A 21,619-nucleotide genomic window follows, 5' to 3' on the forward strand; every position below is an offset into this window, starting at 1 on the left:
TGGGAGCGCACTAGGATCTCAACCAGTGCGCTCCCACCGGCTGTTCGGGGGCGAAGATCAAGATTCGGGAGGGCGAGATGAGGACAGCCTGGCGGTCGTGGTTCTGGAATATCGTTCTGACCATTGTCATGACGGTGATGGCTGCAATCATCACCGGTGTCGCGGTCTCGCAGAAGAACTCCGTTTCGGCAGTCGGCTTCGGAGTCGTTGCTCTGCTGTGCTGGGTAGGGACTCTCCGGGCACCAACCCTTGGCGTCTACGCCAAGCCCCACGGTGTCGTGGTGCGCGAGTTCACCCGCACCACGACAGTCGGTTGGGCAGAGGTCGTCGAAATCGACATTGCCCGCGGCGGCGGTGGTCCAACCCCGACGGCGCCTGTGATTCGACGACGGGGCAAGGGCGGAAAGGAGACGACCGTTGAGTTGAACGCCCTTGGCGGCTACGGACTCTTTCGACACGATGCGACACCGGCGCAGGTGGCAGTTGAGGGGTTGAACGGGCACCTCAACGCCTGGCGGAACCGCCACGGTCGCGAGACGGGCTAACGATCATCAGCTCTGCCGGAGCCAAACGGCGCCCAGCGGCGGCACCTGGAGGGCCGCTGACGCCACCATCCCGTGCCACGGCACGTCCTCGGCGCGTACCTCACCGAGGTTGCCCACCCCCGACCCGCCGTAGTGCTGCGCGTCGGTGTTGAGCACCTCCTGCCAGGTCCCGCCGGCCGGCAACCCGATCCGGTAGTCACGCAGGGGCGACGCGGAGAAGTTCGCCACGCAGACGAGCGTCGAGCCGTCCGGAGCGATCCGGACGAACGACACTGTGTTGTTGGCGACGTCGTCGCCGGCGATCCAGCGGAAGCCGGCGGGTTCGGTGTCCTGCGTCCAGAGCGCCGGGGTGTCCCGGTAGACCCGGTTGAGGTCGCCGACGAGCCGTTGCACGCCGGCGCGGGCCGGGTCGTGCAGCAGGTACCAGTCGAGGCCGCGTTCCTCGCTCCACTCCCGGTCGTCGGCCATCTCGGAGCCCATGAAGAGCAGTTGCTTGCCGGGGTGCGCCCACATGTACGCCAGCAGCGCCCGCACGTTGGCCAGCCGTTGCCAGGTGTCGCCGGGCATCTTGCCGGCCAGTGAGCCCTTGCCGTGCACGACCTCGTCGTGGCTGATCGGCAGCACGTAGTTCTCGCTCCAGGCGTACGCCAGGGAGAAGGTGAGCTGGTGGTGGTGGTGCTGGCGGTAGATCGGGTCCTTCGAGGTGTAGAGCAGGGTGTCGTGCATCCAGCCCATGTTCCATTTGAAGCCGAAGCCGAGCCCGCCGTCGGCGGTGGGGCGGGTGACGCCCGGCCAGGCCGTGGACTCCTCGGCGATCATGACGACGCCGGCGTGGTGCTTGTAGACGGTCGCGTTGACTTCCTGCAGGAACGCGATGGCCTCCAGGTTCTCCCGGCCGCCGTACTTGTTCGGGGCCCACTCGCCGTGGTTGCGGGAGTAGTCCAGGTAGAGCATCGAGGCGACCGCGTCGACCCGCAGCCCGTCGATGTGGAACTGGTCGCACCAGTAGAGCGCGTTGGCGACCAGGAAGTTGCGGACCTCGTTGCGGCCGAAGTCGAAGACGTACGTGCCCCAGTCGGGGTGCTCGCCGCGCCGCGGGTCGGGGTGCTCGTAGAGCGGGGTGCCGTCGAACCGCGCGAGGGCCCACTCGTCCTTGGGGAAGTGCGCGGGCACCCAGTCCAGGAGTACGCCGATGCCGGCCTCGTGCAGCCGGTCCACCAGGTACCGGAACTCGTCCGGGTCGCCGAACCGGGAGGTCGGCGCGTAGTAGCCGGTGACCTGGTAGCCCCAGGAACCGCCGAACGGGTGTTCCATCACCGGCAGGAACTCCACGTGCGTGAAGCCCAACTCGGTGACGTACGCGGTGAGTTGCTCGGCCATCTCGCGGTAGCTGAGCCCGGGCCGCCACGAACCGAGGTGCACCTCGTAGACGCTCATCGGCTCCTGGTGCGGCTGCCGTGCGGCCCGCCGGGCCAGCCAGTCCGCGTCGTTCCACCGGTACGTCGAGTGGTGCACCACCGACGCGGTGGCCGGCGGCACCTCGGCGTACGCGGCCAGGGGGTCGGCCTTGTCCCGCCACTGCCCGTCGGCGCCGAGCACCCGGTACTTGTAGCGGGCCCCGACGCGGGCGTTGGGGACGAACAGTTCCCACACGCCGCTGGAGCCGAGCGACCGCATCGGCCAGCCGTCGTCGGCGCCCCAGCCGGTGAAGTCGCCGACCACCCGGACGCCCTGGGCGTTGGGCGCCCAGACGCTGAACGCGACGCCCTCGTCGAAGACCCGGGCGCCGAGCGCCTCCCACAGTCGCTCGTGCCGGCCCTCGCGGATGAGGTGCAGGTCCAGCTCACCGAGGGTCGGCGGGTAGCGGTACGGGTCGTCGTGCGTGGTGCCGTCGACCTCCACCCGGTAGTCGAGCACTGTGCCGTCGACCTGCGCCTCGAAGACGCCCACGTCGTGTACCCGCTTCATCGGGTGTCGTTCGTCGCCGACGAGCAGCGCCACGTCGCCGGCTCCCCGGCGCATGGTGCGGATCGTCGTCGACGAGTCGGCGGGGTGCGCGCCGAGCAGCGCGTGCGGGTCGTGCGTCGCGCCGGAGATCAGCTGGTCCATCGGTCGTCCTTCGGAGCGGGAGCGGTCGGCGCGGAACGGGACGGGCGGGTGGCAGCCGGGCGTTGTGTCGACGGGCGGGCGGCAGCCGCACGGGCCGCCACGGTAGCCGGGGTCACCGCCACGCTGGCCCGGGTCACCGCCACGCTGGCCGGGGTCACCGGCGCGGTGGGTGGAGCCGACGGCGCGGTGGCTGGGGGCGGCGGCGTGCTGGCCGGGGTCTCCGGCGTGCTGGCCGGGGGCGACGGCTTGGTCGCCGAGGGCTCCGCGACGCTCGGCGGGCGCGACGGCTCGGTGACCGGGGCCACCGGGGCGGTGCCGCCGGACAGCTCGTCCGGCACGTCGGCGACGGTGAGGTCCGCCGGTTCGGCACCCGCGAGCTGCGGCGCGACCGGCGGCGTCGGGCGACGCACCGTCAACACGTGCGCGGGTTGCAGGTACGGGTCGAGCCGTACCGCGTTGCGCTGACCCCAGTCGTAGCTGGTGCCGGTCAGCTCGTCGTACACGGTGAACCGCTCGTGCCAGTCGAAGCCGAGCTCCGGCATGTCGAAGGTGGTGTTGCCCCACTGCACGGTGTGCGAGTCGAACGAGCAGATCACGATGACGGTGTTGCCGGTCTCCGGGTCGTGCTTCGACCAGCAGAGCAACGCCGGGTTGTCGATCTCGTGGAAGCGCAGGTTGCGGAGCTGGTGCAGGGCCGGGTTGTCGCGGCGTACCCGGTTGAGGGTGGTGAGGAACGGTGCGAGGGAGCGGCCCTGCGCCTCGGCGGCGGCCCAGTCCCGGGGGCGCAGCTCGTACTTCTCGTTGTCCAGGTACTCCTCGGCGCCCGGTCGGGCCACGTGCTCGAACAGCTCGAAACCGGCGTACAGGCCCCAGGAGGGGGAGAGCAGCGCGGCCAGCACCGCCCGGATCTTGAACATCGGCGGGCCGCCGTGCTGCAACGACTCGTGCAGGATGTCCGGGGTGTTCGGCCAGAAGTTCGGCCGCATGTAGTCGGCCGACTCGACCAGCTCCTCGCAGTACTCCCGCATCTCGGCGGCCGTCGTGCGCCAGGTGAAATAGGTGTACGACTGGGTGAAGCCGATCTTGCCGAGGCCGTGCATGATGGCCGGCCGGGTGAACGCCTCGGCCAGGAACAACACGTCCTCATCGACCGCCTTCACCTCGGCGATCAGCCAGTGCCAGAAGTCGAACGGCTTGGTGTGCGGGTTGTCCACCCGGAAGATCCGGATGCCCTCGCCGACCCAGTGGAGCACCACCCGCAGCACCTCGGCCCGGATGCCCTCCGGATCGTTGTCGAAGTTGACCGGGTAGATGTCCTGGTACTTCTTCGGCGGGTTCTCCGCGTACGCGATGCTGCCGTCGGCCCGGGTGGTGAACCACTCCGGGTGCTCGGTGACCCACGGGTGGTCCGGCGCGCACTGCAACGCCAGGTCCATCGCCACTTCCAGGCCCTGCGCCGCAGCAGCCTGGACGAAGGCCCGGAAGTCTGCCGGCGTACCCAGATCGCTGTGGATCGTGTCGTGGCCGCCCTCGGCGGCGCCGATCGCCCACGGCGAGCCCACGTCGGTCGGCCCGGCGGTGAGCGCGTTGTTCGGGCCCTTGCGGTTGACCCGGCCGATCGGGTGGATCGGCGGCAGGTAGAGCACGTCGAAGCCCATCGCGGCGACCCCCGGCAGCCGCTCGGTGGCTGTCGCGAAGGTGCCGGACCGGCCGCCCGCCGCTCCTTCGGAGCGGGGGAAGAACTCGTACCAGGCCGAGTAGAGGGCCCGCTTGCGGTCAACCCAGATCGAGTACGTGTCACCGGCGGTGACCATCTCCCGCACCGGGTGCTCCCAGAGCAGGTCGGCCAGGGCCAGCGCCGGATCGACCCGCTGCGCCAGCGGCAGGTCGGTGTCGACGAGCGCGCTGAGCGCGTCGGCGACCCGGGGCCGGTCGGCGGTCGGGACGAGTTCCCGGGCGGCGGTGAGCACCCGCGCGCCCTCGGCCAGGTCGTTGGCCAGGTCCTCCGGCCCCTGCCCGGCGGCGATCTTCTTGGTCACCGCGTTCTGCCAGGTCAGGTACGGGTCCTGGAACGCCTCGACGGAGAAGGTCCACGAGCCGACGGCGTCAGGTGCGATGGTGGCATGCCAACGGTCCTGGCCGGGCTCGCCCGGGCGCATCCGGGTGAACGGGCGGCTCGCGCCGTCCGGGCCAGCCCACACCACGTTGCAGCCCAGCGCGTCGTGCCCCTCCCGGTAGGCGCGCGCCGACACCGGAATCGGCTCGTCGACCACCGCCTTGGCCGGGTATCGCCCGCACGAGACGACGGGGGAGACGTCTTCGATCGGGAACCGTCCAGTCACCCCGCCAACCTACTGCGCGAGATCCGTTCGCGCGCGGGCAAGCCTGCCAGCCCGCACCTCCCCGGGGTCGCGCGTCAAAATCCGCACACTTTCGGTGAAGTTGCTGCCTCATGGCGTCCTCGACGCAGCAACTTCCTCGAAGTTGTGCGGATCTTCGCCCGTCCGCTGCCGGCGGTCCTCGTCGAGCGGCCGACGATCGGTGGCACTTGAGCAGCGCCGCGTGGCTCACATCACTGGTGACCTGCTCGTACAAGTGGAGAGCCCGCCGTCGCCGAGTACGGAGCCGACAAGTGCGTTCAGCCCCTCGTGCCACCGGTCTTCGGGCCAGTCGCGCAGGTGCTCGACGAGGTCGCTGCGAACGGCGGCGAGCAGGGCGTGGGCCAGGTAGTCCGCCGTCTGCGGGCCGCGTGCCTCCGCGACGAGGCCGGTGAGCACTGCGTGCCAGTGGTCGTACGCCTCATTGCGGTACGGGCTGCCGCCCCCGGCGCTCTCGAGCGCCAGCGTGAGCACCCGGTTGTCGAGCTTGAAGCGCAGCATGGCCCGCAGCAGGTCGACTGCCTGTTCCGCCGCCGGCCGGGTCGGTGACACCGCGAGCGCGTCCCGCAGCCGCAGTCCCCGTTGCTCGTAGAGGGCGCGGATGAGCCCGATGCGGTCGCCGAAGCGGCGGAAGAGGGTGCCCTTGCCGACACCGGCCGCGGCGGCGATGTCGTCCATCGACACCTGGTCGGGGTCGGTCGCGGCGTCGAAGAGACGCCCGGCGGCGGCCAGCACCGACTCCCTGTTGCGTAGCGCGTCAGCCCGCACGGGTACCCCTCTCGCCAAACGGACTAGTGGTCCGTATAGTTGAAACGGACCGGCGGTCCGAATCTTATCCCGACCGCCTCGGACGACGAAAGGATCGATCATGTCGAACCACCCCGCCGCGGTGTTCCATCGCGGCATGGAGTTGCTGCTGGCCAAGGACATGGCCGGCTTCATCGCGCTGTTCGCCGAGGATGCGGTGCTGGAGCTTCCGTTCGCGCCGCCCGGCCAGCCGCGCCGAGTAGCCGGCCGCGCCGAGCTGCACGACTACCTGATCAACTACCCGGCCCTGCTCGACATCCGCGAGATCCACGATCGGACCGTGCACGAGACCACGGATCCGGAGGTCATCGTCGTCGAGTTCGCCGCCTCCGGCTTCGTCGTCGCCACGGGTCGGCCCTACGAGGTGCGCTACATCGCCGTGCTGACCATCCGTGACGGGCAGCTCGCGCACTATCGCGACTACTGGGATCCGATCGCCGCGCAGGAACTGCTCGGTGGCGGCCTGGTCCGCTCATGATCCTGGTCATCGGTGGCACCGGAACCACCGGCCGCATCGTCGCCGCCACGCTCGCCGAGCGCGGTCAGCCCACCCGGATCGCCAGCCGGCGCCCCTCCACCGGAGGATTCCGCTTCGACTGGTACGACCCGACCACCCACCCGGACGCCCTGGATGGCGTACGCGCGATCTACGCCATCCCCCCGGTCGGCGAGGTCGACCCGGCACCGATCATGCTGCCCTTCCTCAAACGGGCCCGCAGCGTCGGTGTCCGCCGGGTGGTGCTGCTCAGCTCCTCGGCCATCGCCCCCGCCACGCAGGGACTGGGCCTGGTGCACGCACAACTGGGTGAGCTGTTCCCGGAATGGGCGGTACTGCGGCCATCCTGGTTCATGGAGAACTTCGTGGGTGGGCAGCCGCACGCGGTGAGCGCCCGCGAGCATGGCGAGATCGTCAGCGCCACCGGCACCGCAAGGGTCGGCTTCGTCGACCCCGCCGACATCGCCGAGGTGGCGGTGCGGGCCCTCACGGACCCGACGCCACACAACACCGACCACATCATCACCGGCCCGGAGGCGTTGAGCTACGACGAGGTCGCCGCCGTCCTCGGCGAGGTCGGTGGCCGGCCGGTCCGGCACCGTGGGGTCGACGCGGCGGAACTGGCCGACCGTCACCGCGCGAACGGCATACCGCCGGACTTCGCCCACTTCCTCGCGAGCCTGGACACGGCGATCGCGGCAGGCGCGGAGGACCGGACGACATCGACAGTCGCCGAGGTGACAGGTCGTCCGCCCCGATCCTTCCGGGACTTCTGCCGGGACCGCCTGCGCGACCGCAGCCCTTCGATCACGGTGATCTAGCCTTCGTCGATGACCGAACGGGTGAAGGTAGCGGTTGTCGGGGTCGGCAACAACACGTCGGCGTTGGTGCAGGGGCTTGCTCTCCACCGCCAGAGCGGCAGCATGGTCGGGATCCGGCGGCCGGTGGTCGACGGGCTCGGGGTGGGCGACGTCGCCGTCGTGGCGGCGTTCGCCACCTCCGCGGAGAAGATCGGTCGGGACCTCACCGAGGCGATCTTCCTGCCGCCCAACAACTTCCCTCGGCTGGACTGCGACCTGCCCGCGGTGGGCGTGCCGGTCACGAAGGGCCTCGTCGACGCGACCGAGGTGCCACGGGTGGCGGCGGCGCTGGCCGAGGCGGAGGTGCTGCTCTACTCGGCGCCGAGTGGCCGCCCGGAGACCGCCCGGGCGTACGCCGAGGCGGCCCTCACCGCGGGTGTCGCCTTCATCAACACCACTGCCGACCCGGTCGCCCGTGATCCGCACCTGCTGGCCAGGTTCGAGGCGGCCGGCCTGCCGTTGCTCGGCGACGACCTGGCCAGCCAGTTCGGCACCTCGGTGCTGCACAACGCGCTGCTGCGGCTCCTGCGAGAGCGCGGCCTCACCCTGGTCAGCTCCTACCAGGTCAACCTGGGCGGCACCGAGGACTTCCGCAACCTGGTCCAGAACCCCGACACCAAGATGCGGTCCAAGCTCAACGCCCTGCCGGAAGGCGCCCACAGCGTTGAGGTCGCTCCGCTCGGCTATCTGCCGCACCTGCGCTCGCGGAAGGTGGCACACCTCAACCTCGAGGCGCGGGGCTGGGGTGAGACGTCGGTGAGCCTCGACGTGAAGCTGACGGTGCACGATCCGAGTGGCGCCGCCGGCGTCAACATCGACCTCGTCCGCATCGCGTCGAGCGCGCTGCGCAACGGGCGTGGTGGTTACAGCTCCGAGGCGACGTCGTTGCTCAAGTCGCCGCCGGGAACGGCGGTCTGAGGCCCGCCCGTCTCCCTCACAGCGCGCCGACGGAGCGGTAGACCTCCACTGTCTGCCGGGCGATGGCGTCCCAGGAGAAGTGGTCCACAGCGCGCTGGCGACCGGCCAGGCCGAACCGTTCGGTACGCGCCGGGTCGGCCAGCAGCGTGTTGATCGCCGCCGCCAGGTTGGCGACGAACTTCTCCGGTTGCAACGGCGTTCCGGACCCGTCGGTGGCCTGCTCGATGGGCACCAGCAGGCCCGTCTCGCCATCGGCCACGACCTCGGGGATGCCGCCGGTAGCGGTCGCCACCACAGCCGTCTCGCAGGCCATCGCCTCCAGGTTGACGATGCCCATCGGCTCGTAGACCGACGGGCAGGCGAACACGGTGGCGTGCGTGAGCACCTGGATCACCTCGGGTTTGGGCAGCATCTCGGCCACCCAGACCACGCCGGAGCGGTTGGCCCGCAGCTCGGCGACCAGTTCCTCCACCTCGGCGGCGATCTCGGCGGTGTCCGGTGCGCCGGCGAGCAGGACGAGCTGGGTGTCCGCGGGCAACTCCCGGGCGGCCCGCAGAAGGTACGGCAGACCTTTCTGCCGAGTGATCCTTCCCACGTACACCACGCTCGGCCGGGACGGATCGACGCCGAGCCGGTCGAGCACGTCGGTGCCCTGATCCGGGGCGTACTGAATGGTGTCGATGCCGTTGTAGACCACCCGGACCTTCGACGGGTCGATCCGCGGGTACGCGGTGAGCACGTCGTTGCGCATCCCGCCGCTGACCGCGATCACCGCGTCGGCGGCCTCCATCGCGGTGCGTTCGATCCAGGAGGAGAGCGCGTAACCGCCGCCGAGCTGCTCGGCCTTCCACGGCCGCAGCGGCTCCAGGCTGTGCGCGGTCACCACGTGCGGCACCCCGTGCAGCAGCTTCGCGGTGTGTCCGGCCAGGTTCGCGTACCAGGTGTGGCTGTGCACCACGTCGGCGCCGGCCGTGCCGGCGGCCATCTCCAGATCGACGCCCATCGTGCGCAGCGCGGCGTTCGCGCCGGTCAGGCCGGGCGGCTCGGCGTACGCGGTGACGCCCGGCTCGCTACGCGGCAGGCCGAAGCAGTGCACGCGGACGTCGGCGAGGCTGCGCAGCTCCCGAGCCAGGTACTCGACGTGCACGCCCGCGCCGCCGTAGACCTCCGGGGGGTACTCGCGGGTGAGCAGGTCGACGCGCAGCGGGGTGGGTTCCGTCATGACCCCGCACCCTAGTGCAGAAGACTCCCCGTACGAGTGGTGAAGTGGGACGCGGGTGGATAGCGTCGGGGCATGGCTGCCAAGGTGCTCGCGATCGTCCTGGCGGGTGGGGAGGGCAAGCGCCTGATGCCACTCACCACGGATCGGGCCAAGCCGGCCGTCCCGTTCGGCGGGATGTACCGCATGGTCGACTTCGTCCTCTCCAACCTGGCCAACGCCGGCTATCTCAAGATCGTCGTGTTGACCCAGTACAAGTCCCACTCCCTCGACCGGCACATCACCAAGACCTGGCGGATGTCCACGCTGCTCGGCAACTACGTCACCCCGGTGCCGGCGCAGCAGCGTCGTGGCCCGTGGTGGTTCGCCGGCTCGGCCGACGCCATCTACCAGAGCTTCAACCTCATCAACGACGAGCAACCCGACTACGTGATCGTCTTCGGTGCCGACCACATCTACCGGATGGACCCGCGGCAGATGGTGGAGGACCACATCGCCTCCGGCGCCGCGGTGACCGTCGCCGGCATCCGCCAGCCGCTGTCGATGGCCGACCAGTTCGGCGTCATCGAGGTCGGCGAGGACGGCAAGCGGATCCGGGCGTTCCGCGAGAAGCCCACCGACGCGGTCGGCCTGCCCGACGCGCCGGACGAGATCTACGCCTCGATGGGCAACTACGTCTTCACCACCCGGGCGCTGTGCGAGGCCGTCGAACGCGACGCCGCCGACAAGAGCAGCAAGCACGACATGGGCGGCAGCATCATCCCGATGCTCGTGGAGCGGGGCGAGGCGAACGTCTACGACTTCCGCGACAACGATGTGCCGGGCAGCAACGACCGCGACCGCGGCTACTGGCGGGACGTGGGAACGCTCGACTCGTTCTACGACGCGCACATGGATCTGATCAACGTGCACCCCGTCTTCAACATGTACAACTTCGACTGGCCGATCTACACCGAGCAGCCGCCGTGGCCGCCGGCGAAGTTCGTCCACCAGTGGGGTGAGCGGGTCGGCCGGGCGGTCGGCTCGATGGTCTCCCCGGGTGTGGTGATCTCCGGCTCGCTGGTGGAGAACTCGATCGTCTCGCCGAAGGTGCGGGTGCACTCCTGGGCGCACGTCGAGGGTTCGGTGCTGATGGAGGGTGTGGAGATCGGCCGGCACGCGGTGGTCCGGCGGGCCATCCTGGACAAGAACGTGTTCGTCCCGGAGGGCGTCGAGATCGGCGTCGACCTGGAGAAGGACCGGCAGCGCTACACCGTCTCCGACAACGGCATCGTGGTGATCGGCAAGGGCCAGAAGGTCGTGCCGTGACCGACAGGTACTCCCCGAGGAGGTTCCCGCAGTGACCCACCCCCGTGCCGGCCAGCCCGCCGAGCCCGCCGACCTGGTCGACGTGCCGCGCCTGGTGACCGCCTACTACGCCGAACATCCGGATCCCTCGGACCCGGCGCAGCAGGTCTCGTTCGGCACCTCCGGCCACCGCGGCTCCAGCCTGCGCAACGCCTTCAACTCCGATCACATCCTGGCGGTCACCCAGGCGCTCTGCGACTACCGGCGCGAGCAGGGGCTGGACGGGCCGCTCTTCCTGGCCCGGGACACCCACGCGCTCTCCGCGCCGGCGGCCGTGGACGCCCTCGAGGTGCTGGCCGCCAACGGGGTCACAGTCCTGGTGGACAGCCGCGACGGCTACACCCCGACCCCGGCGCTGTCGCACGCGATCCTCACCCACAACCGGGGGCGGACCAGCGGGCTCGCCGACGGCATCGTGATCACCCCGTCGCACAACCCGCCCGACGACGGCGGTTTCAAGTACAACCCCACGAACGGCGGGCCGGCCGACACCGACGTGACGCGGTGGATCCAGGACCGGGCCAACACCATCCTCGCCGCCGGGCTCAAGGAGGTCCGCCGGATCACCCACGCGCGGGCGCGGGCCGCCGACACCACCGGGGAGTACGACTTCCTCGCGAACTACGTCGACGACCTGCCGGCGGCGATCGACATCGACGCCATCCGCGACGCGGGGATCCGGATCGGCGCGGACCCGCTGGGCGGGGCGAGCGTGGCGTACTGGGGTGAGATCGCCGAACGGCACCGGCTGGACCTGACAGTGGTCAACCCGACTGTCGACCCGACCTGGCGGTTCATGACCCTGGACGGCGACGGCAAGATCCGGATGGACTGCTCCTCGCCGAACGCGATGGCGTCGCTGATCGCCGCGCGGGCCGACTACCAGATCTCCACCGGCAACGACGCGGACGCCGACCGGCACGGCATCGTCACGCCGGACGCCGGGCTGATGAACCCCAACCACTACCTGGCGGTGGCGATTCGTCACCTGTTCCGCACCCGCACCGAGTGGGGTCCGGCCGCAGCGGTGGGCAAGACCCTGGTGTCCTCGTCGATGATCGACCGGGTTGCCGCCGACCTGGGTCGGCCGCTGCTGGAGGTGCCGGTCGGCTTCAAGTGGTTCGTGCCCGGCCTGCTGGACGGCGCTGTCGGCTTCGGTGGCGAGGAGAGCGCCGGGGCGTCGTTCCTGCGCCGCGACGGCTCGACCTGGACCACCGACAAGGACGGCCTGCTGCTCTGCCTGCTCGCCGCCGAGATCCAGGCCACCACCGGCCGCAGCCCGAGCGAACACTGGGCGGAGCTGGCCGAGCGTTTCGGCGCGCCCGCGTACGCCCGGATCGACGCGCCGGCCACCCGGGAGCAGAAGGCAGTGCTGGGCAAGCTCTCCCCGGAGCAGGTGACCGCCACCGAGTTGGCCGGTGAGCCGATCACCGCGACGCTCACCACAGCCCCCGGCAACGGCGCACCGATCGGCGGCCTGAAGGTCACCACCGAGTCCGGCTGGTTCGCCGCCCGCCCGTCCGGCACCGAGGACGTCTACAAGATCTACGCCGAGTCGTTCCAGGGCCCGGAGCACCTCCGCCGACTCCAGCAGGAAGCCCAGGACCTGGTGACCGAGGTTCTCGGCTGAGCGGTCGGTTCGCGAACGCAGCGGGGCCGACGCCGGAAGGCGTCGGCCCCGTTTCCGCGAGGTCAGCGGGCCAGCGGTATGCCCTTACGCCGTTGCGGGAGCGAACCGTGCGGAACGCCGCAGAGCCGGGCGAGCTGATCGATGACCTTGGCGGGCTCGTCGAACGGATCCAGTCCACTCACTTCGAGGGGGTCCAGGGCCGGAACCGTCACGTGCGAGATCAGCGGGTGCAGCGGCCGGTGGTCGGCCTCGCCCTGACCGAGCAGGTCCTCGTGCAGCTTCTCCCCGGGGCGGAGCCCGGTGTAGACGATCGGGACCGGGCTGGCCGCCTGCTCGACCATCCGGCGGGCGAGGTCGTCGATCCGGACCGGCTCGCCCATGTCGAGCACCAGGGCCTCCCCGTCCCGACCGATGGCGGCCGCCTGAAGGACCAGGTGCACCGCCTCCTGCACCGTCATCAGGTACCGGGTCACGTTGGGGTCGGTGACGGTGAGCGGCTGCCTCGCCTCGATCTGCCGTTGGAACGCGGTCACCACCGAACCCCTGCTGCTCAGGACGTTTCCGAACCGGACGCTCAGGAAGGTGCCCGGATAGGTCGCCGCCGCGTGCGCGGTGAGCATCTCGGTGATCCGCTTCGAGTAGCCGAGCACGCTGATCGGGTCGGCGGCCTTGTCGGTGGAGATGTTGACGAACCGGGCGACGTCCCGGCACGCGTCGAGCACTGTGAGCGTTCCCCAGACGTTCGTCTTGACCGCCTCGCCCGGGTGCCGTTCCAACAGGGTCAGGTGCTTCAGTGCGGCGGCGTGGAAGACGATCTCGGGACGGCGTTCCCGCATGATGCGTCGGATGCCCTCGTCGTCGCGCAGGTCGGCGAGGATGAGTTCGGGGCCGTCCAACAGCGCGCGTCCGGTGAGCGACATCTGCAGGCTGTGCAGGGCCGACTCGTCCCGGTCCAGCATCATCAGCTCGGCGGGGTTGGCGCGCATGATCTGCCGGCACAACTCGGAGCCGATCGAGCCCCCGGCCCCGGTGACCAGAACACGTCGACCGGTGAGCCCGTTGTCGTCGAGGGTCAGGTCGCCGACCACCTGGCGTCGGCCGAGCAGGTCACTGATCTGGACGTCCCGTACGTCGCTCACGGTGATCCGGTGATCCACCAACTCCCGGACCGGTGGCAGGACCTTGAACGCCGCGCCGGTGCGCAGCGTCGCCTCCCGCACCTCGCGGATCAGCGTGGCGTCGGCGTTGGCCACCGCGAAGATCACTGTGGTGGCGCCGGTGCGGCGGATCACGTCGACGAGGTGCTGCCGGCCGCCGAGCACCGGCACACCGGCGATGCGCAGGTCGTGCTTGCCCGGGTCGTCGTCGAGCGCGCCGATGGGCAGGTAGCGACCCTTGGGGTCGCTGAGCATGGCGCGTACCAGCCCCTGCCCGGCCTCGCCGAGACCGAACAGCAGCACCGGTGTCGCCGAGCGGGCGTCCGGTCGCATCGCACGGTCCCGCCGGTGGCGGTGCAGGAGCCGGCAGCTGAGCATCAGCAGCAGCGCCAGCGCGGCACCGATCACCGGGGTGCTGGCAGGCACCGGGCGTTCGCCGAGCGTGAGGAGGGCGACGAGGACGATCGCCGCCGTGGTGGCGGTGGTGCCGGCGAGGCCACGGACCTCCTCGACGGTGCCGAGGGGCTGACGACCGGAACGGATGCGGCGCAGCGCGCTGACGCCCACATGCAGCACGGCGGCCCCGCCGCCGAGCAGTACCGCGTTGACCGCCTGATCGATGGTGAGAGCTAGTTCGTACCGGGCCCAGCCCGCGACGGTGAACCCGCCGACCCAGCCGAGGGCGTCGGCGGCGAGGAAAACGGCGGTCCGACGACGACTCACCCTGGCCCGGCCGGTGGCTGTTGACGTCGTTGGCTCAACCCGTTGTATCTCCGGCGGCATCTACGACTCCCTGTCCTGTCCGTGGCCGGGGGAGACCCAGGGCAGGTCAGGGGCCACGCACGTCCCCTAACTGCTTAGCGGACTTTGCGACACGGAATCCGGTTTTCACGTTTCTATGGCCGGTTGTCTGATTTAGTGTCGGGAAACCCGATGAGAGCGGCAGTCACCGCTGAGGCTCCTCGCGGCGGCCGAGTTGGCGACGCAGGCTCTCCGGGAGCAGCTCGCGGAGCTGCTCCGGCAGCAGCGGCAGGTCCAGCAGCCTCAGCTTGAGCTGATTGCGTTCCTGGTGGCGGCGCGGGTCGAGGCGGACCACCAGGCCGGCGTTGGGGCGGTACACGACCTCCACCTCGCCCGTCGTCGACCCGTTACGGATCACCCGCCCGTCCACCTCCACCGAGACCGGCCCGGACCCGGGCCGCAGGTCCAACCGCACCGTCTCCTCCGGCGACAGCACCACCGACCGGGAGATGCCCGCCATCGGTGCGCTCGGGGTCACCACCACGGCCCGCGTCGCCGGCGAGATCAGTGGTCCACCGGCGGCGTAGCTGTAGGCGGTCGACCCGGTCGGGGTGCACACCACCACCGCGTCGCAGCGGTAGTAGCCGTACTGCTGCCCGTCCACGCTCAGGTTGGCGCTGACGAACCCCTGCCCCGGATGGCGGACCAGCGCGATGTCGTTGAACGCGACGACGTCGTCGCCGCACACCGTGCAGGCCAGGCAGCTGTGCGCCTCGATGGTGTATTCCCCGGTCAGCAGCCGGGCCAGCGCCGCCGGCAGGTCCGGCGGTTCGACCTCCACGAGGAACCCCAGCTTGCCCAGGTGTACGCCGAGCACCGGCTTCGGGTCGCGGACGGCCATCCGCAGTGCGCCGAGCATCGTGCCGTCCCCACCGATGGCGACAAGCATGTCCGAGGTGGCGGCCAGCTCGTCCTCCGGCACCTTGCGGACCGCTTCGGGCACCCGGTGCCGGTCCTGTTCGCGAACCGCCAGGGCGGCGTGGTGCTCAGCCGCCCAGGCCACTATCGTGCCCACCACCGCGGACGCGTCCCGGGTGGGATGGAGCACCAGCCCGAGCCGGAACCGATCCATGTTCCCAGCTCACCACAGTTTGGGCGGCCGCACGGGCCGACCCGCGACGACCCTCGTACACAAAGGCGTTTCGCCCGGTCGGTTGGGTCGTTGGGGTCAGGAGCGACAAACCACATCCCAGAGGGGGCGCCCGCGATGACCTGGCCCGGGGCTGCCCTCGACCCCGGCGGGACGACCGGTGCGATCGAGGCGCGCACGGATCGGCCAACCGGAGACAGGGCGTCCGGCGCCCACCGGGATCTCGTCGGTCGGGTGCTCCGCTGCTACCCGGTGACCGTCGTCGTGCTCGCCCCGTACGCGCTGCTCATCCTGCCGATGGCGGCCTTCTACCGGAATCCGGAGACCGGCTTCATCGTCTCCCTGGTCGGGCTCGCGGTGCTGGGCAGCGTCGCCGTGGAGACGGTCGGCTGGCTGTTCGGACGTGCCGACCCGCGCTGGCGAGAGGGCTTCCGACGCGCCCACGCCCGTTATCCGTGGCTCTACCCGGTGGCGGTAGCGGTCACGCTCACCAGCATTGCCGCCAACGTGCTCGGGGCCCACCTCGGGCGTGGATCGATCGTCAACCAGGTCGCCGGCGACCTGTCCGGCGGGCCGCTCGCGACAGTGAGCACGCTCTTCTCGGGCTGGACGGCCCTGGGCTTCGCGTTGCTGGTGGCCAGCCACCTGAGCGGGCGGCTGTCCCGGCCGAAGCTGTACGGCTGGTTGGCCGTCCTCGTCGGCGCGGAGCTCTACGTCGGCCTGCTGACGGCGGTCACGGCGCCATTGGTAGCGCTGGTGTTCTTCATGGCCGCCACCGGGGCGCTCTGCGGTGTCTTCCGGTTGCGGCACCTGCTGCTCTGCGCGGTGGTGCTCTTCCTCGCCTGGCCGGCGGTGTTCGAGCACCGCAACGCCATCCGGGCGGATCGAGGCGTCGCGGTGGACACCAGTGTCACCGCCACCGACCGACTGCGGCTGGACAGTCAGCTCAGCATGGTGGCGGGCTTCGACGTCCCGGTCGACCTGGGTCAGCCCGGGGTCACCGACTACCTGCGGTACGGGCTGGTGCCCCGGGTGCTCGATGCGGATCGGGCGGCGCTCTCCACCGGGCAGCGGATCAACCAGTACATCGGCGGCGGCCCGACGTCGGCCTACACCTTCCTGCTGCTGGGCAACATCTGGTTCTTCGACGGCCCGGTCGGAGTGGTCGCCGTGCACGCCTTCTGGGCCGCGGTGGCGGCGGTGCTGCTGCGCTGGCGAGGGCCGCCCGGCCCGATCCGGCTGAGCCTCTTCTGCCTGGTGCTCTTCGACCCGCTGCTGTGGTCCAACACCTACCCGGACTCCACAATCAGCTTCCTGCAACACGTGGTGGCGGCGACGCCGGTCTTCGTCCTGCTGAGGCTCACCCGCCGCCCTTTGCACGGAGTGCGCAGGAACGCGGACCCCGCCCGGCTGCCCAGGGCCCGCGGCGCGAGCCGGTGACGGTACGGGTGGGCCGGCACGCGCGCGGTCGGGCCGACGCTCCGGCCGGCCCACGCACCGGTCGCCGGGCGTTGCTCGCGCTTGTCGTGGGCGGGCTCTCCAGCGGCGGCAACCTCCTGCTGGCGATCACCGTGACCCGGCTGGAGTCGGTCGGCGGGCTGGGCCAGTTCGCACTGGCCTTCTCGTTCTACATCGTCGGCTCCGGGCTGGTGCGCAGCACGGTAACCGACACCGTGCTGGCCAGCGGGGCAGGCGTCGCGTCGGCCGCCCGGAGGGCGATCCTGCTCGGCCTCGTCGGCGGCGTCCTGGTCGGCGCGGCGGGCACGGCGTACGGCTCGCCCTATCTGCTGTTCGCGGGCCTCGCCCTGCCCGGGCTGGTTCTCTACGACTACACCAAGGCGGTCGCCGTCGGCATCGGCGCGCCCTCGGCGGCGATGGCCCAGGAGATCGCCTGGGCGGCGCTCACCGGCTGCGCCGCGCTCGCCGGCCTGCTCCGAATGATCGACACGCCGTACGTCTTCGCCGTCTGGGCCCTCGGCGGCGCGCTGATCGGCGTGGTCGTAGCGGCCCGTCGCCGGTACGCGCTGCTGCCCGGCTGGCGAGTCGGTCGGGCCGAGACCCGCGTCGCGGCGGGGTTCGGTGCGCAGTTCCTACTGACCACCGGCTCGGCGCAGCTCGCGCTGACCGCCGTGGCGTTCGTCGCCGGCACGGCGGTGGTCGGCGCGTTGAGCGCCGGACGCACGTTGCTGGGGCCGGTCAACCTGGTGCTGTCGACAGCGGCCACGCTGATCCTGCCGCAACTGGCCCGGACCCGGGCCGAGTCCCGCGCGGTGCGGACTCGGGCGGCTGGCCGGCTCGCGCTACTGGTGGCCGCCGCCGTCCTGCCGTTGACCGGAGCGGTGGCCCTGCTGCCGGACGCGGTCGGCAAGGAACTGCTCGGCGCCAACTGGACGGTCGCCCGGAGCCTGCTGGTGCTGCTCGCGCTGGAGAGCCTGCTCGCCGTGCCGGCCACTATCGGTTTCGCCGGGCTGCGGATCGAGCGGGCGAGCCGGCGGGCGATAGTGCTCGGCATCCTGCTCGGCGGGCTGCGTGTGCCCGCGGTCGTCGCCGGGGCGGTCCTGTTCGGTGCGCCCGGGGCGGCCGGAGCGCTTGTCGTGCTGGCCCTGGTCAGCGCCGTGGCCTGGGGTGGCAGCTATCTTCTGCTGCTGCGCGACCCGGCGGCGGACCGCTCGCCGGTGGTCCAACCGGCCTGACCGCCGCTCGACCCGCGCCGACGGGCTCGGCGCGGGTCGGGCGGCGGGTCAGGCGATGGTGGCCAGGGCCGCGCGGATGCGCTCCACCACGGCCTTGACCGCCGGTTCGGCCAGATCGGCGTACGTGGGCAGGTTGATGCCGCGCCGACTCAGGTCCTCGGTCACCGGACAGTCCGCGCCGGGATCACGATGCGCGGGCAGGTCCGGGATCGGCACGAAGAACGGTCGGGTCTCCACGCCGAGCCGGGCGAGCCCTCGGGCCAGCGCGTCCCGGGATGTCGCGTCCCCCTCGGCCCCGACGAGGAAGGCCGCCATCCACGGCGCCCGGCGAACTCCGGCGGCCACCGGCTGCGCCGACAGCGCCGGCTCGTCCGCCAACTGCTCCTCGTAGCCGGCGATCACCCGGTCCCGGAGGGCGATGATCTCGTCGGCCCGTTCCAGTTGGGCGCAGAGCACCGCCGCGCACAGGTTCGTCATCCGGTAGTTGTAGCCCAGCACCGGGAAGTAGTACCGCCGTTGCGGGTCCATGCCCTGGTTGCGCAGCAGGCGCATCCGGTCGGCCAGGGCCGCGTCGGAGGTGGTCACGCAGCCGCCCTCGCCCGAGGTGAGCACCTTGTTGCCGAAGAACGAGAACGTCGTGACGTCGGCGAGTGACCCGGTGGGCCGCCCGTCGAGAGTGGCGCCGAACGACTCGGCCGCGTCGGCGACCAGGAGCAGACCGTGCCGGTCGCAGAGCTGGCGCAGGGCGGTGTAGTCGGCCGGATGCCCGTACAGGTCGACGGCGATGACCGCCCGGGTGCGCGGGCCGATCGCGGCGCGTACCCCGACGGGGTCGACGCACCAGGTTTCCGACAGGACGTCCACACAGACGGCGCGCGCGCCGCAGTACGCGACGGCGTTCGCCGTGGCCACGTAGGTGAGCGCGGGGACGATCACCTCGTCCCCCGGCCCGATGCCGGCCGCCGCGAGGACCAGGTGCAACGCGACAGTGCCGTTGCTCGTCGTCAGTGCGGTGTCGGCGGCACAGCGACTGGCGAAGCGCTCCTCGAAGTCACGCAGGTACGGACCCTGGGAGGAGATCCACCCGCTGCGCAGCGCGTCGACCACGTACCGCTCCTCCAGCGTGGAGAGGCTCGGTCGGGCCACCGGAAAGGTGTCGTCGGTGATGCTCATGGGCTGTCCTCTCCGCTGGCGACGGTGTCGTGCGCGGCCTCGGCGACGAACGGGGACCGTGGCACCGGACCCGATCCGCCCCGCGCGGCCCAACCCAGGACGTCCAGGTAGTCGCGGCCGGTGGCCGCCCAGGTGCGACCGGCGAGTCGGTCGTTCGCCCGCCGGGAGGCGGCGGCGTAGCGGTCCCGCTCGTCGAGCAGGTGCCGCACCGCGTCGGCGAGGGACAGCGGATCCCGGGCCCGGAAGACGGCCGCTTCGGCGCGGTTGAACTCCAACTGGTCGCGCAGCGGCTCGACGTCGGCGCAGGCGACCGGGAGGCCCCAGGTGAACGCCTCCAGCATCGCGCCGCTGGCCGCCTCCCAGAGCGAGGGTACGACCACCGCATCCGCCCGGGCGTAGATGGCGTTCAGCTCGTCCAGGCTGACGAAGCCGGGGAAGGACACCCGCCCGCGCAGGTCGGGTTGCGCGGCGCGGGCCAGCAGCCGACTCGCCTCGGGCTCGACGAGCGGCCCCGGGCAGATCAGGCGGCAGTGGGGCAGCAGCGCCATCGCCTCCAGCAGCGTCGCGTGGTTCTTGTGCTCGGCGGTGGACGACGGGTACACCAGCAGTCCCGGTTCGGGTTGCGCGTGCGCGCGTTCCGGCGCGGGTTGGAACGCCGGGGTGGGGATGAGCACGGTCCGCTCGGCGGCCTCCGGGAAGAGCCGCAGGGTCTGCCGGTACGGATGCGGCCAGGTGACCACTATCGCCGCCGCGCGGGCGACGTTCTCCCTGATCACCGCCGCGAAACCGGGGGCGTAGAACTCGGCACCCAGGTGGCGGGTGTCGTGCAGGACGACGACCGAGGTGCCCGGCCCGATCGGGGCGCCGTGCACCGGGTACAGGGTGACGTCGGTGTCGGCGTGCCGCACCACCGACCGTTGCCGGACCGCGTTGACCGCCGTCCGGACCGTGCGGGAGTTGCGCATCGCCCTCGGGGTCCAGCGGCGCAGCAACTGCCCGGTCGGGTTGTCGGAGCGGAGCGGCTGCGCCACCTCGGTCCAGCCGATCCGCGGGTCGGGCACGTGGCCACGCCACTGGGCCGTCGTGCCCCGCAGCACGTTCACCAGCAGCTCACAGGAGTCGTCGGCGGCCATGCCGGTCAACAGGCCGTAGGTGAAGGCTTCGAGCCCCGCGGCGTGGCCGGGACGGATGGGTGCGGCGTCGACAGCGACCCTCACCGGTCCACCCGGATCAGTCGCCCCATCCGCTCGTCCTCGAGGAGTTGCCGATCGGCGTCGACCATGACCCGGACCAGGTCGCTGAACAGCGTCTTCGGTGCCCACCCCAGGGTGCGTCGGGCCTTCGAGTAGTCGCCGATGAGGGCGTCGACCTCGGCCGGGCGGAAGTAGGCGGGGTCCAACTCGACGTATTGCTGCCAGTCCAGTCCGACCCGGTCGAAGGCGGCCTCGACGAACTCGCGCACCGTGTGGCCCTCGCCGGTGGCGACCACGTAGTCGTCCGGGGTGTCCTGCTGGAGGGCGAGCCACATCGCCTCGACGTACTCCGGTGCGTAACCCCAGTCCCGGACGGCGTCCAGGTTGCCCAGGTAGAGCTTGTCCTGGATGCCGGCCTCGATCCGGGCCACCGCACGGGTGATCTTTCGGGTCACGAAGTTCTCGCCCCGGCGTGGGCTCTCGTGGTTGAACAAAATCCCGTTGGCGCAGAACATGTTCCAGGACTCGCGGTAGTTGACCGCCGACCAGTAGGCGTACACCTTGGCGCACGCGTACGGGCTGCGCGGGTGAAACGGAGTCTCCTCGCGTTGCGGGGGCGGGGTCGAGCCGAACATCTCCGACGAGGACGCCTGGTAGAACCGGCAGCCGACGTCGGCGGAGCGGGCCGCCTCCATCATGCGCAGCGCCCCGAGGCCGGTGACGTCCGCCGTGTAGCCGGGGATATCGAAGGAGACCCGGACGTGGCTCTGCGCGCCCAGGTTGTAGATCTCGTGGGGCCGGATGTCCCTGATGAGGGCGGTCAGCGAGGCCGGGTCGGAGAGGTCGCTGTAGTGGAGGAAGAGGCGGGCGTCACCGCTGCGCGGGTGGACGTCCACGTGGTCGATCCGCTCCGTGTTGAAAGAGGACGACCGCCGTTTGATGCCGTGCACCGTGTATCCCTTGTCGAGCAGGAACTCCGACAGGTAACTGCCGTCCTGACCGGTGATGCCGGATATGAGTGCCGTTCGTGACATGAAGTCCCTCTCCTGCTGGGTCAATTTTCCCCGCCGGACCCTTATATCGCTCTCCACGTCGGCATTCCTGGTGTTTCACGTAATTGGCGGAACTAATTCTTCGCCGCCGGCTGCGCGACAACGCAGGGCAGCTCAGTTGAGAAAAGGGCTCAGTCACGGAACGAGCATT

16 protein-coding genes and 1 pseudogene are annotated in these 21,619 nt (G+C 70.9%); 8 read left to right on the forward strand and 9 right to left on the reverse strand.

Annotation, left to right across the window (positions count from 1 at the left end):
* Positions 1–77: 77 nt before the first annotated feature.
* The gene (locus tag ABZ406_RS07300; protein WP_357756722.1) at positions 78–545 is read left to right on the forward strand and encodes a hypothetical protein; all 468 of its coding nucleotides are present in this window, start codon (positions 78–80) and stop codon (positions 543–545) included.
* A 6-nt stretch (positions 546–551) separates the two neighbouring features.
* Here ABZ406_RS07300 and glgB read toward each other — a convergent pair whose 3' ends face one another.
* The 3 genes and pseudogenes from glgB to ABZ406_RS07315 all read right to left on the reverse strand — a co-directional run bounded on the left by glgB (position 552) and on the right by ABZ406_RS07315 (position 5,800).
* Positions 552–2,654 carry a 1,4-alpha-glucan branching protein GlgB gene (gene glgB / locus ABZ406_RS07305; RefSeq protein ID WP_357756724.1) on the reverse strand — a complete coding sequence of 701 codons (2,103 nt, stop codon included), beginning with the start codon at positions 2,652–2,654 and terminating at the stop codon, positions 552–554.
* Positions 2,655–3,055: 401 nt separating this feature from the next.
* Positions 3,056–4,996: pseudogene (locus tag ABZ406_RS07310) on the reverse strand (maltotransferase domain-containing protein); the annotation flags it as partial.
* Positions 4,997–5,221: 225 nt separating this feature from the next.
* Positions 5,222–5,800 (reverse strand): TetR/AcrR family transcriptional regulator, encoded by a 579-nt coding sequence (locus ABZ406_RS07315; protein ID WP_357756726.1) that lies wholly within the window; start codon positions 5,798–5,800, stop codon positions 5,222–5,224.
* A gap of 100 nt (positions 5,801–5,900) precedes the next feature.
* Between ABZ406_RS07315 and ABZ406_RS07320 the strand changes: the two genes are divergently transcribed.
* From ABZ406_RS07320 to ABZ406_RS07330, 3 genes are read left to right on the forward strand one after another with little or no spacing between them, the layout of a single operon-like run.
* A complete protein-coding gene (locus tag ABZ406_RS07320; RefSeq protein WP_357756728.1) occupies positions 5,901–6,317 on the forward strand; it encodes a nuclear transport factor 2 family protein in 417 nt (138 codons plus the stop codon).
* A complete protein-coding gene (locus ABZ406_RS07325) occupies positions 6,314–7,156 on the forward strand; it encodes an ergot alkaloid biosynthesis protein (RefSeq protein ID WP_357756730.1) in 843 nt (280 codons plus the stop codon). Before ABZ406_RS07320 ends, ABZ406_RS07325 begins: the two co-directional genes overlap by 4 nt.
* A gap of 9 nt (positions 7,157–7,165) precedes the next feature.
* On the forward strand, positions 7,166–8,113 hold the full coding sequence (locus ABZ406_RS07330; protein ID WP_357756732.1) for an inositol-3-phosphate synthase: 948 nt from the start codon (positions 7,166–7,168) through the stop codon (positions 8,111–8,113).
* 16 nt (positions 8,114–8,129) lie between these two features.
* Here the strand turns inward: ABZ406_RS07330 and glgA are convergent, their stop codons facing one another.
* Positions 8,130–9,335, reverse strand: coding sequence for a glycogen synthase (gene glgA / locus ABZ406_RS07335; protein WP_357756735.1), 1,206 nt, complete (start codon positions 9,333–9,335; stop codon positions 8,130–8,132).
* A 72-nt stretch (positions 9,336–9,407) separates the two neighbouring features.
* On the opposite strand from glgA, the gene glgC reads away from it, so the two are divergent.
* Together glgC and pgm are read left to right on the forward strand one after the other, a co-directional pair.
* The gene (gene glgC / locus ABZ406_RS07340) at positions 9,408–10,640 is read left to right on the forward strand and encodes a glucose-1-phosphate adenylyltransferase (RefSeq protein ID WP_357756738.1); all 1,233 of its coding nucleotides are present in this window, start codon (positions 9,408–9,410) and stop codon (positions 10,638–10,640) included.
* A 31-nt stretch (positions 10,641–10,671) separates the two neighbouring features.
* Entirely contained in the window at positions 10,672–12,309 is a 1,638-nt protein-coding gene (pgm, locus tag ABZ406_RS07345; RefSeq protein ID WP_357756740.1) for a phosphoglucomutase (alpha-D-glucose-1,6-bisphosphate-dependent), read from the forward strand.
* A gap of 62 nt (positions 12,310–12,371) precedes the next feature.
* Here pgm and ABZ406_RS07350 read toward each other — a convergent pair whose 3' ends face one another.
* Together ABZ406_RS07350 and ABZ406_RS07355 are read right to left on the reverse strand one after the other, a co-directional pair.
* Positions 12,372–14,249, reverse strand: a complete 1,878-nt coding sequence (locus tag ABZ406_RS07350) for a nucleoside-diphosphate sugar epimerase/dehydratase (RefSeq protein ID WP_357756743.1) — start codon at positions 14,247–14,249, stop codon at positions 12,372–12,374.
* A 163-nt stretch (positions 14,250–14,412) separates the two neighbouring features.
* On the reverse strand, positions 14,413–15,339 hold the full coding sequence (locus tag ABZ406_RS07355; RefSeq protein WP_357756746.1) for an NAD(+)/NADH kinase: 927 nt from the start codon (positions 15,337–15,339) through the stop codon (positions 14,413–14,415).
* Positions 15,340–15,474: 135 nt separating this feature from the next.
* Between ABZ406_RS07355 and ABZ406_RS07360 the strand changes: the two genes are divergently transcribed.
* Together ABZ406_RS07360 and ABZ406_RS07365 are read left to right on the forward strand one after the other, a co-directional pair.
* A complete protein-coding gene (locus tag ABZ406_RS07360) occupies positions 15,475–16,797 on the forward strand; it encodes a hypothetical protein (protein ID WP_357756749.1) in 1,323 nt (440 codons plus the stop codon).
* Positions 16,794–18,050 (forward strand): hypothetical protein, encoded by a 1,257-nt coding sequence (locus tag ABZ406_RS07365; protein ID WP_357756752.1) that lies wholly within the window; start codon positions 16,794–16,796, stop codon positions 18,048–18,050. The genes ABZ406_RS07360 and ABZ406_RS07365 overlap by 4 nt, the downstream gene beginning before the upstream one ends.
* A gap of 48 nt (positions 18,051–18,098) precedes the next feature.
* Here ABZ406_RS07365 and ABZ406_RS07370 read toward each other — a convergent pair whose 3' ends face one another.
* Genes ABZ406_RS07370 through gmd form a run of 3 tightly spaced genes read right to left on the reverse strand, consistent with a single transcriptional unit; the run spans position 18,099 to position 21,450 of the window.
* The gene (locus ABZ406_RS07370; RefSeq protein ID WP_357756755.1) at positions 18,099–19,223 is read right to left on the reverse strand and encodes a DegT/DnrJ/EryC1/StrS family aminotransferase; all 1,125 of its coding nucleotides are present in this window, start codon (positions 19,221–19,223) and stop codon (positions 18,099–18,101) included.
* Positions 19,220–20,440: a glycosyltransferase gene (locus ABZ406_RS07375; protein ID WP_357756758.1), complete on the reverse strand. Its 1,221-nt coding sequence runs from the start codon at positions 20,438–20,440 to the stop codon at positions 19,220–19,222. Before ABZ406_RS07375 ends, ABZ406_RS07370 begins: the two co-directional genes overlap by 4 nt.
* Positions 20,437–21,450, reverse strand: coding sequence for a GDP-mannose 4,6-dehydratase (gene gmd / locus ABZ406_RS07380; protein ID WP_357756761.1), 1,014 nt, complete (start codon positions 21,448–21,450; stop codon positions 20,437–20,439). Before gmd ends, ABZ406_RS07375 begins: the two co-directional genes overlap by 4 nt.
* Positions 21,451–21,619 lie beyond the last annotated feature (169 nt).

The sequence above is a fragment of the Micromonospora sp. NPDC005710 genome (assembly GCF_040630995.1).
Taxonomy (GTDB): Bacteria; Actinomycetota; Actinomycetes; order Mycobacteriales; family Micromonosporaceae; genus Micromonospora.

What these genes read in the sequence shown, in the direction of transcription:
- ABZ406_RS07300 (WP_357756722.1), top strand. Translation starts at nt 78, where the DNA reads ATGAGGACAGCCTGGCGGTCGTGGTTCTGGAATATCGTTCTGACCATT.
- glgB (WP_357756724.1), bottom strand. Translation starts at nt 2,654, where the DNA reads ATGGACCAGCTGATCTCCGGCGCGACGCACGACCCGCACGCGCTGCTC.
- ABZ406_RS07320 (WP_357756728.1), top strand. Translation starts at nt 5,901, where the DNA reads ATGTCGAACCACCCCGCCGCGGTGTTCCATCGCGGCATGGAGTTGCTG.
- ABZ406_RS07325 (WP_357756730.1), top strand. Translation starts at nt 6,314, where the DNA reads ATGATCCTGGTCATCGGTGGCACCGGAACCACCGGCCGCATCGTCGCC.
- ABZ406_RS07330 (WP_357756732.1), top strand. Translation starts at nt 7,166, where the DNA reads ATGACCGAACGGGTGAAGGTAGCGGTTGTCGGGGTCGGCAACAACACG.
- glgA (WP_357756735.1), bottom strand. Translation starts at nt 9,335, where the DNA reads ATGACGGAACCCACCCCGCTGCGCGTCGACCTGCTCACCCGCGAGTAC.
- glgC (WP_357756738.1), top strand. Translation starts at nt 9,408, where the DNA reads ATGGCTGCCAAGGTGCTCGCGATCGTCCTGGCGGGTGGGGAGGGCAAG.
- ABZ406_RS07350 (WP_357756743.1), bottom strand. Translation starts at nt 14,249, where the DNA reads ATGCCGCCGGAGATACAACGGGTTGAGCCAACGACGTCAACAGCCACC.
- ABZ406_RS07355 (WP_357756746.1), bottom strand. Translation starts at nt 15,339, where the DNA reads ATGGATCGGTTCCGGCTCGGGCTGGTGCTCCATCCCACCCGGGACGCG.
- ABZ406_RS07360 (WP_357756749.1), top strand. Translation starts at nt 15,475, where the DNA reads ATGACCTGGCCCGGGGCTGCCCTCGACCCCGGCGGGACGACCGGTGCG.
- ABZ406_RS07370 (WP_357756755.1), bottom strand. Translation starts at nt 19,223, where the DNA reads ATGAGCATCACCGACGACACCTTTCCGGTGGCCCGACCGAGCCTCTCC.
- gmd (WP_357756761.1), bottom strand. Translation starts at nt 21,450, where the DNA reads ATGTCACGAACGGCACTCATATCCGGCATCACCGGTCAGGACGGCAGT.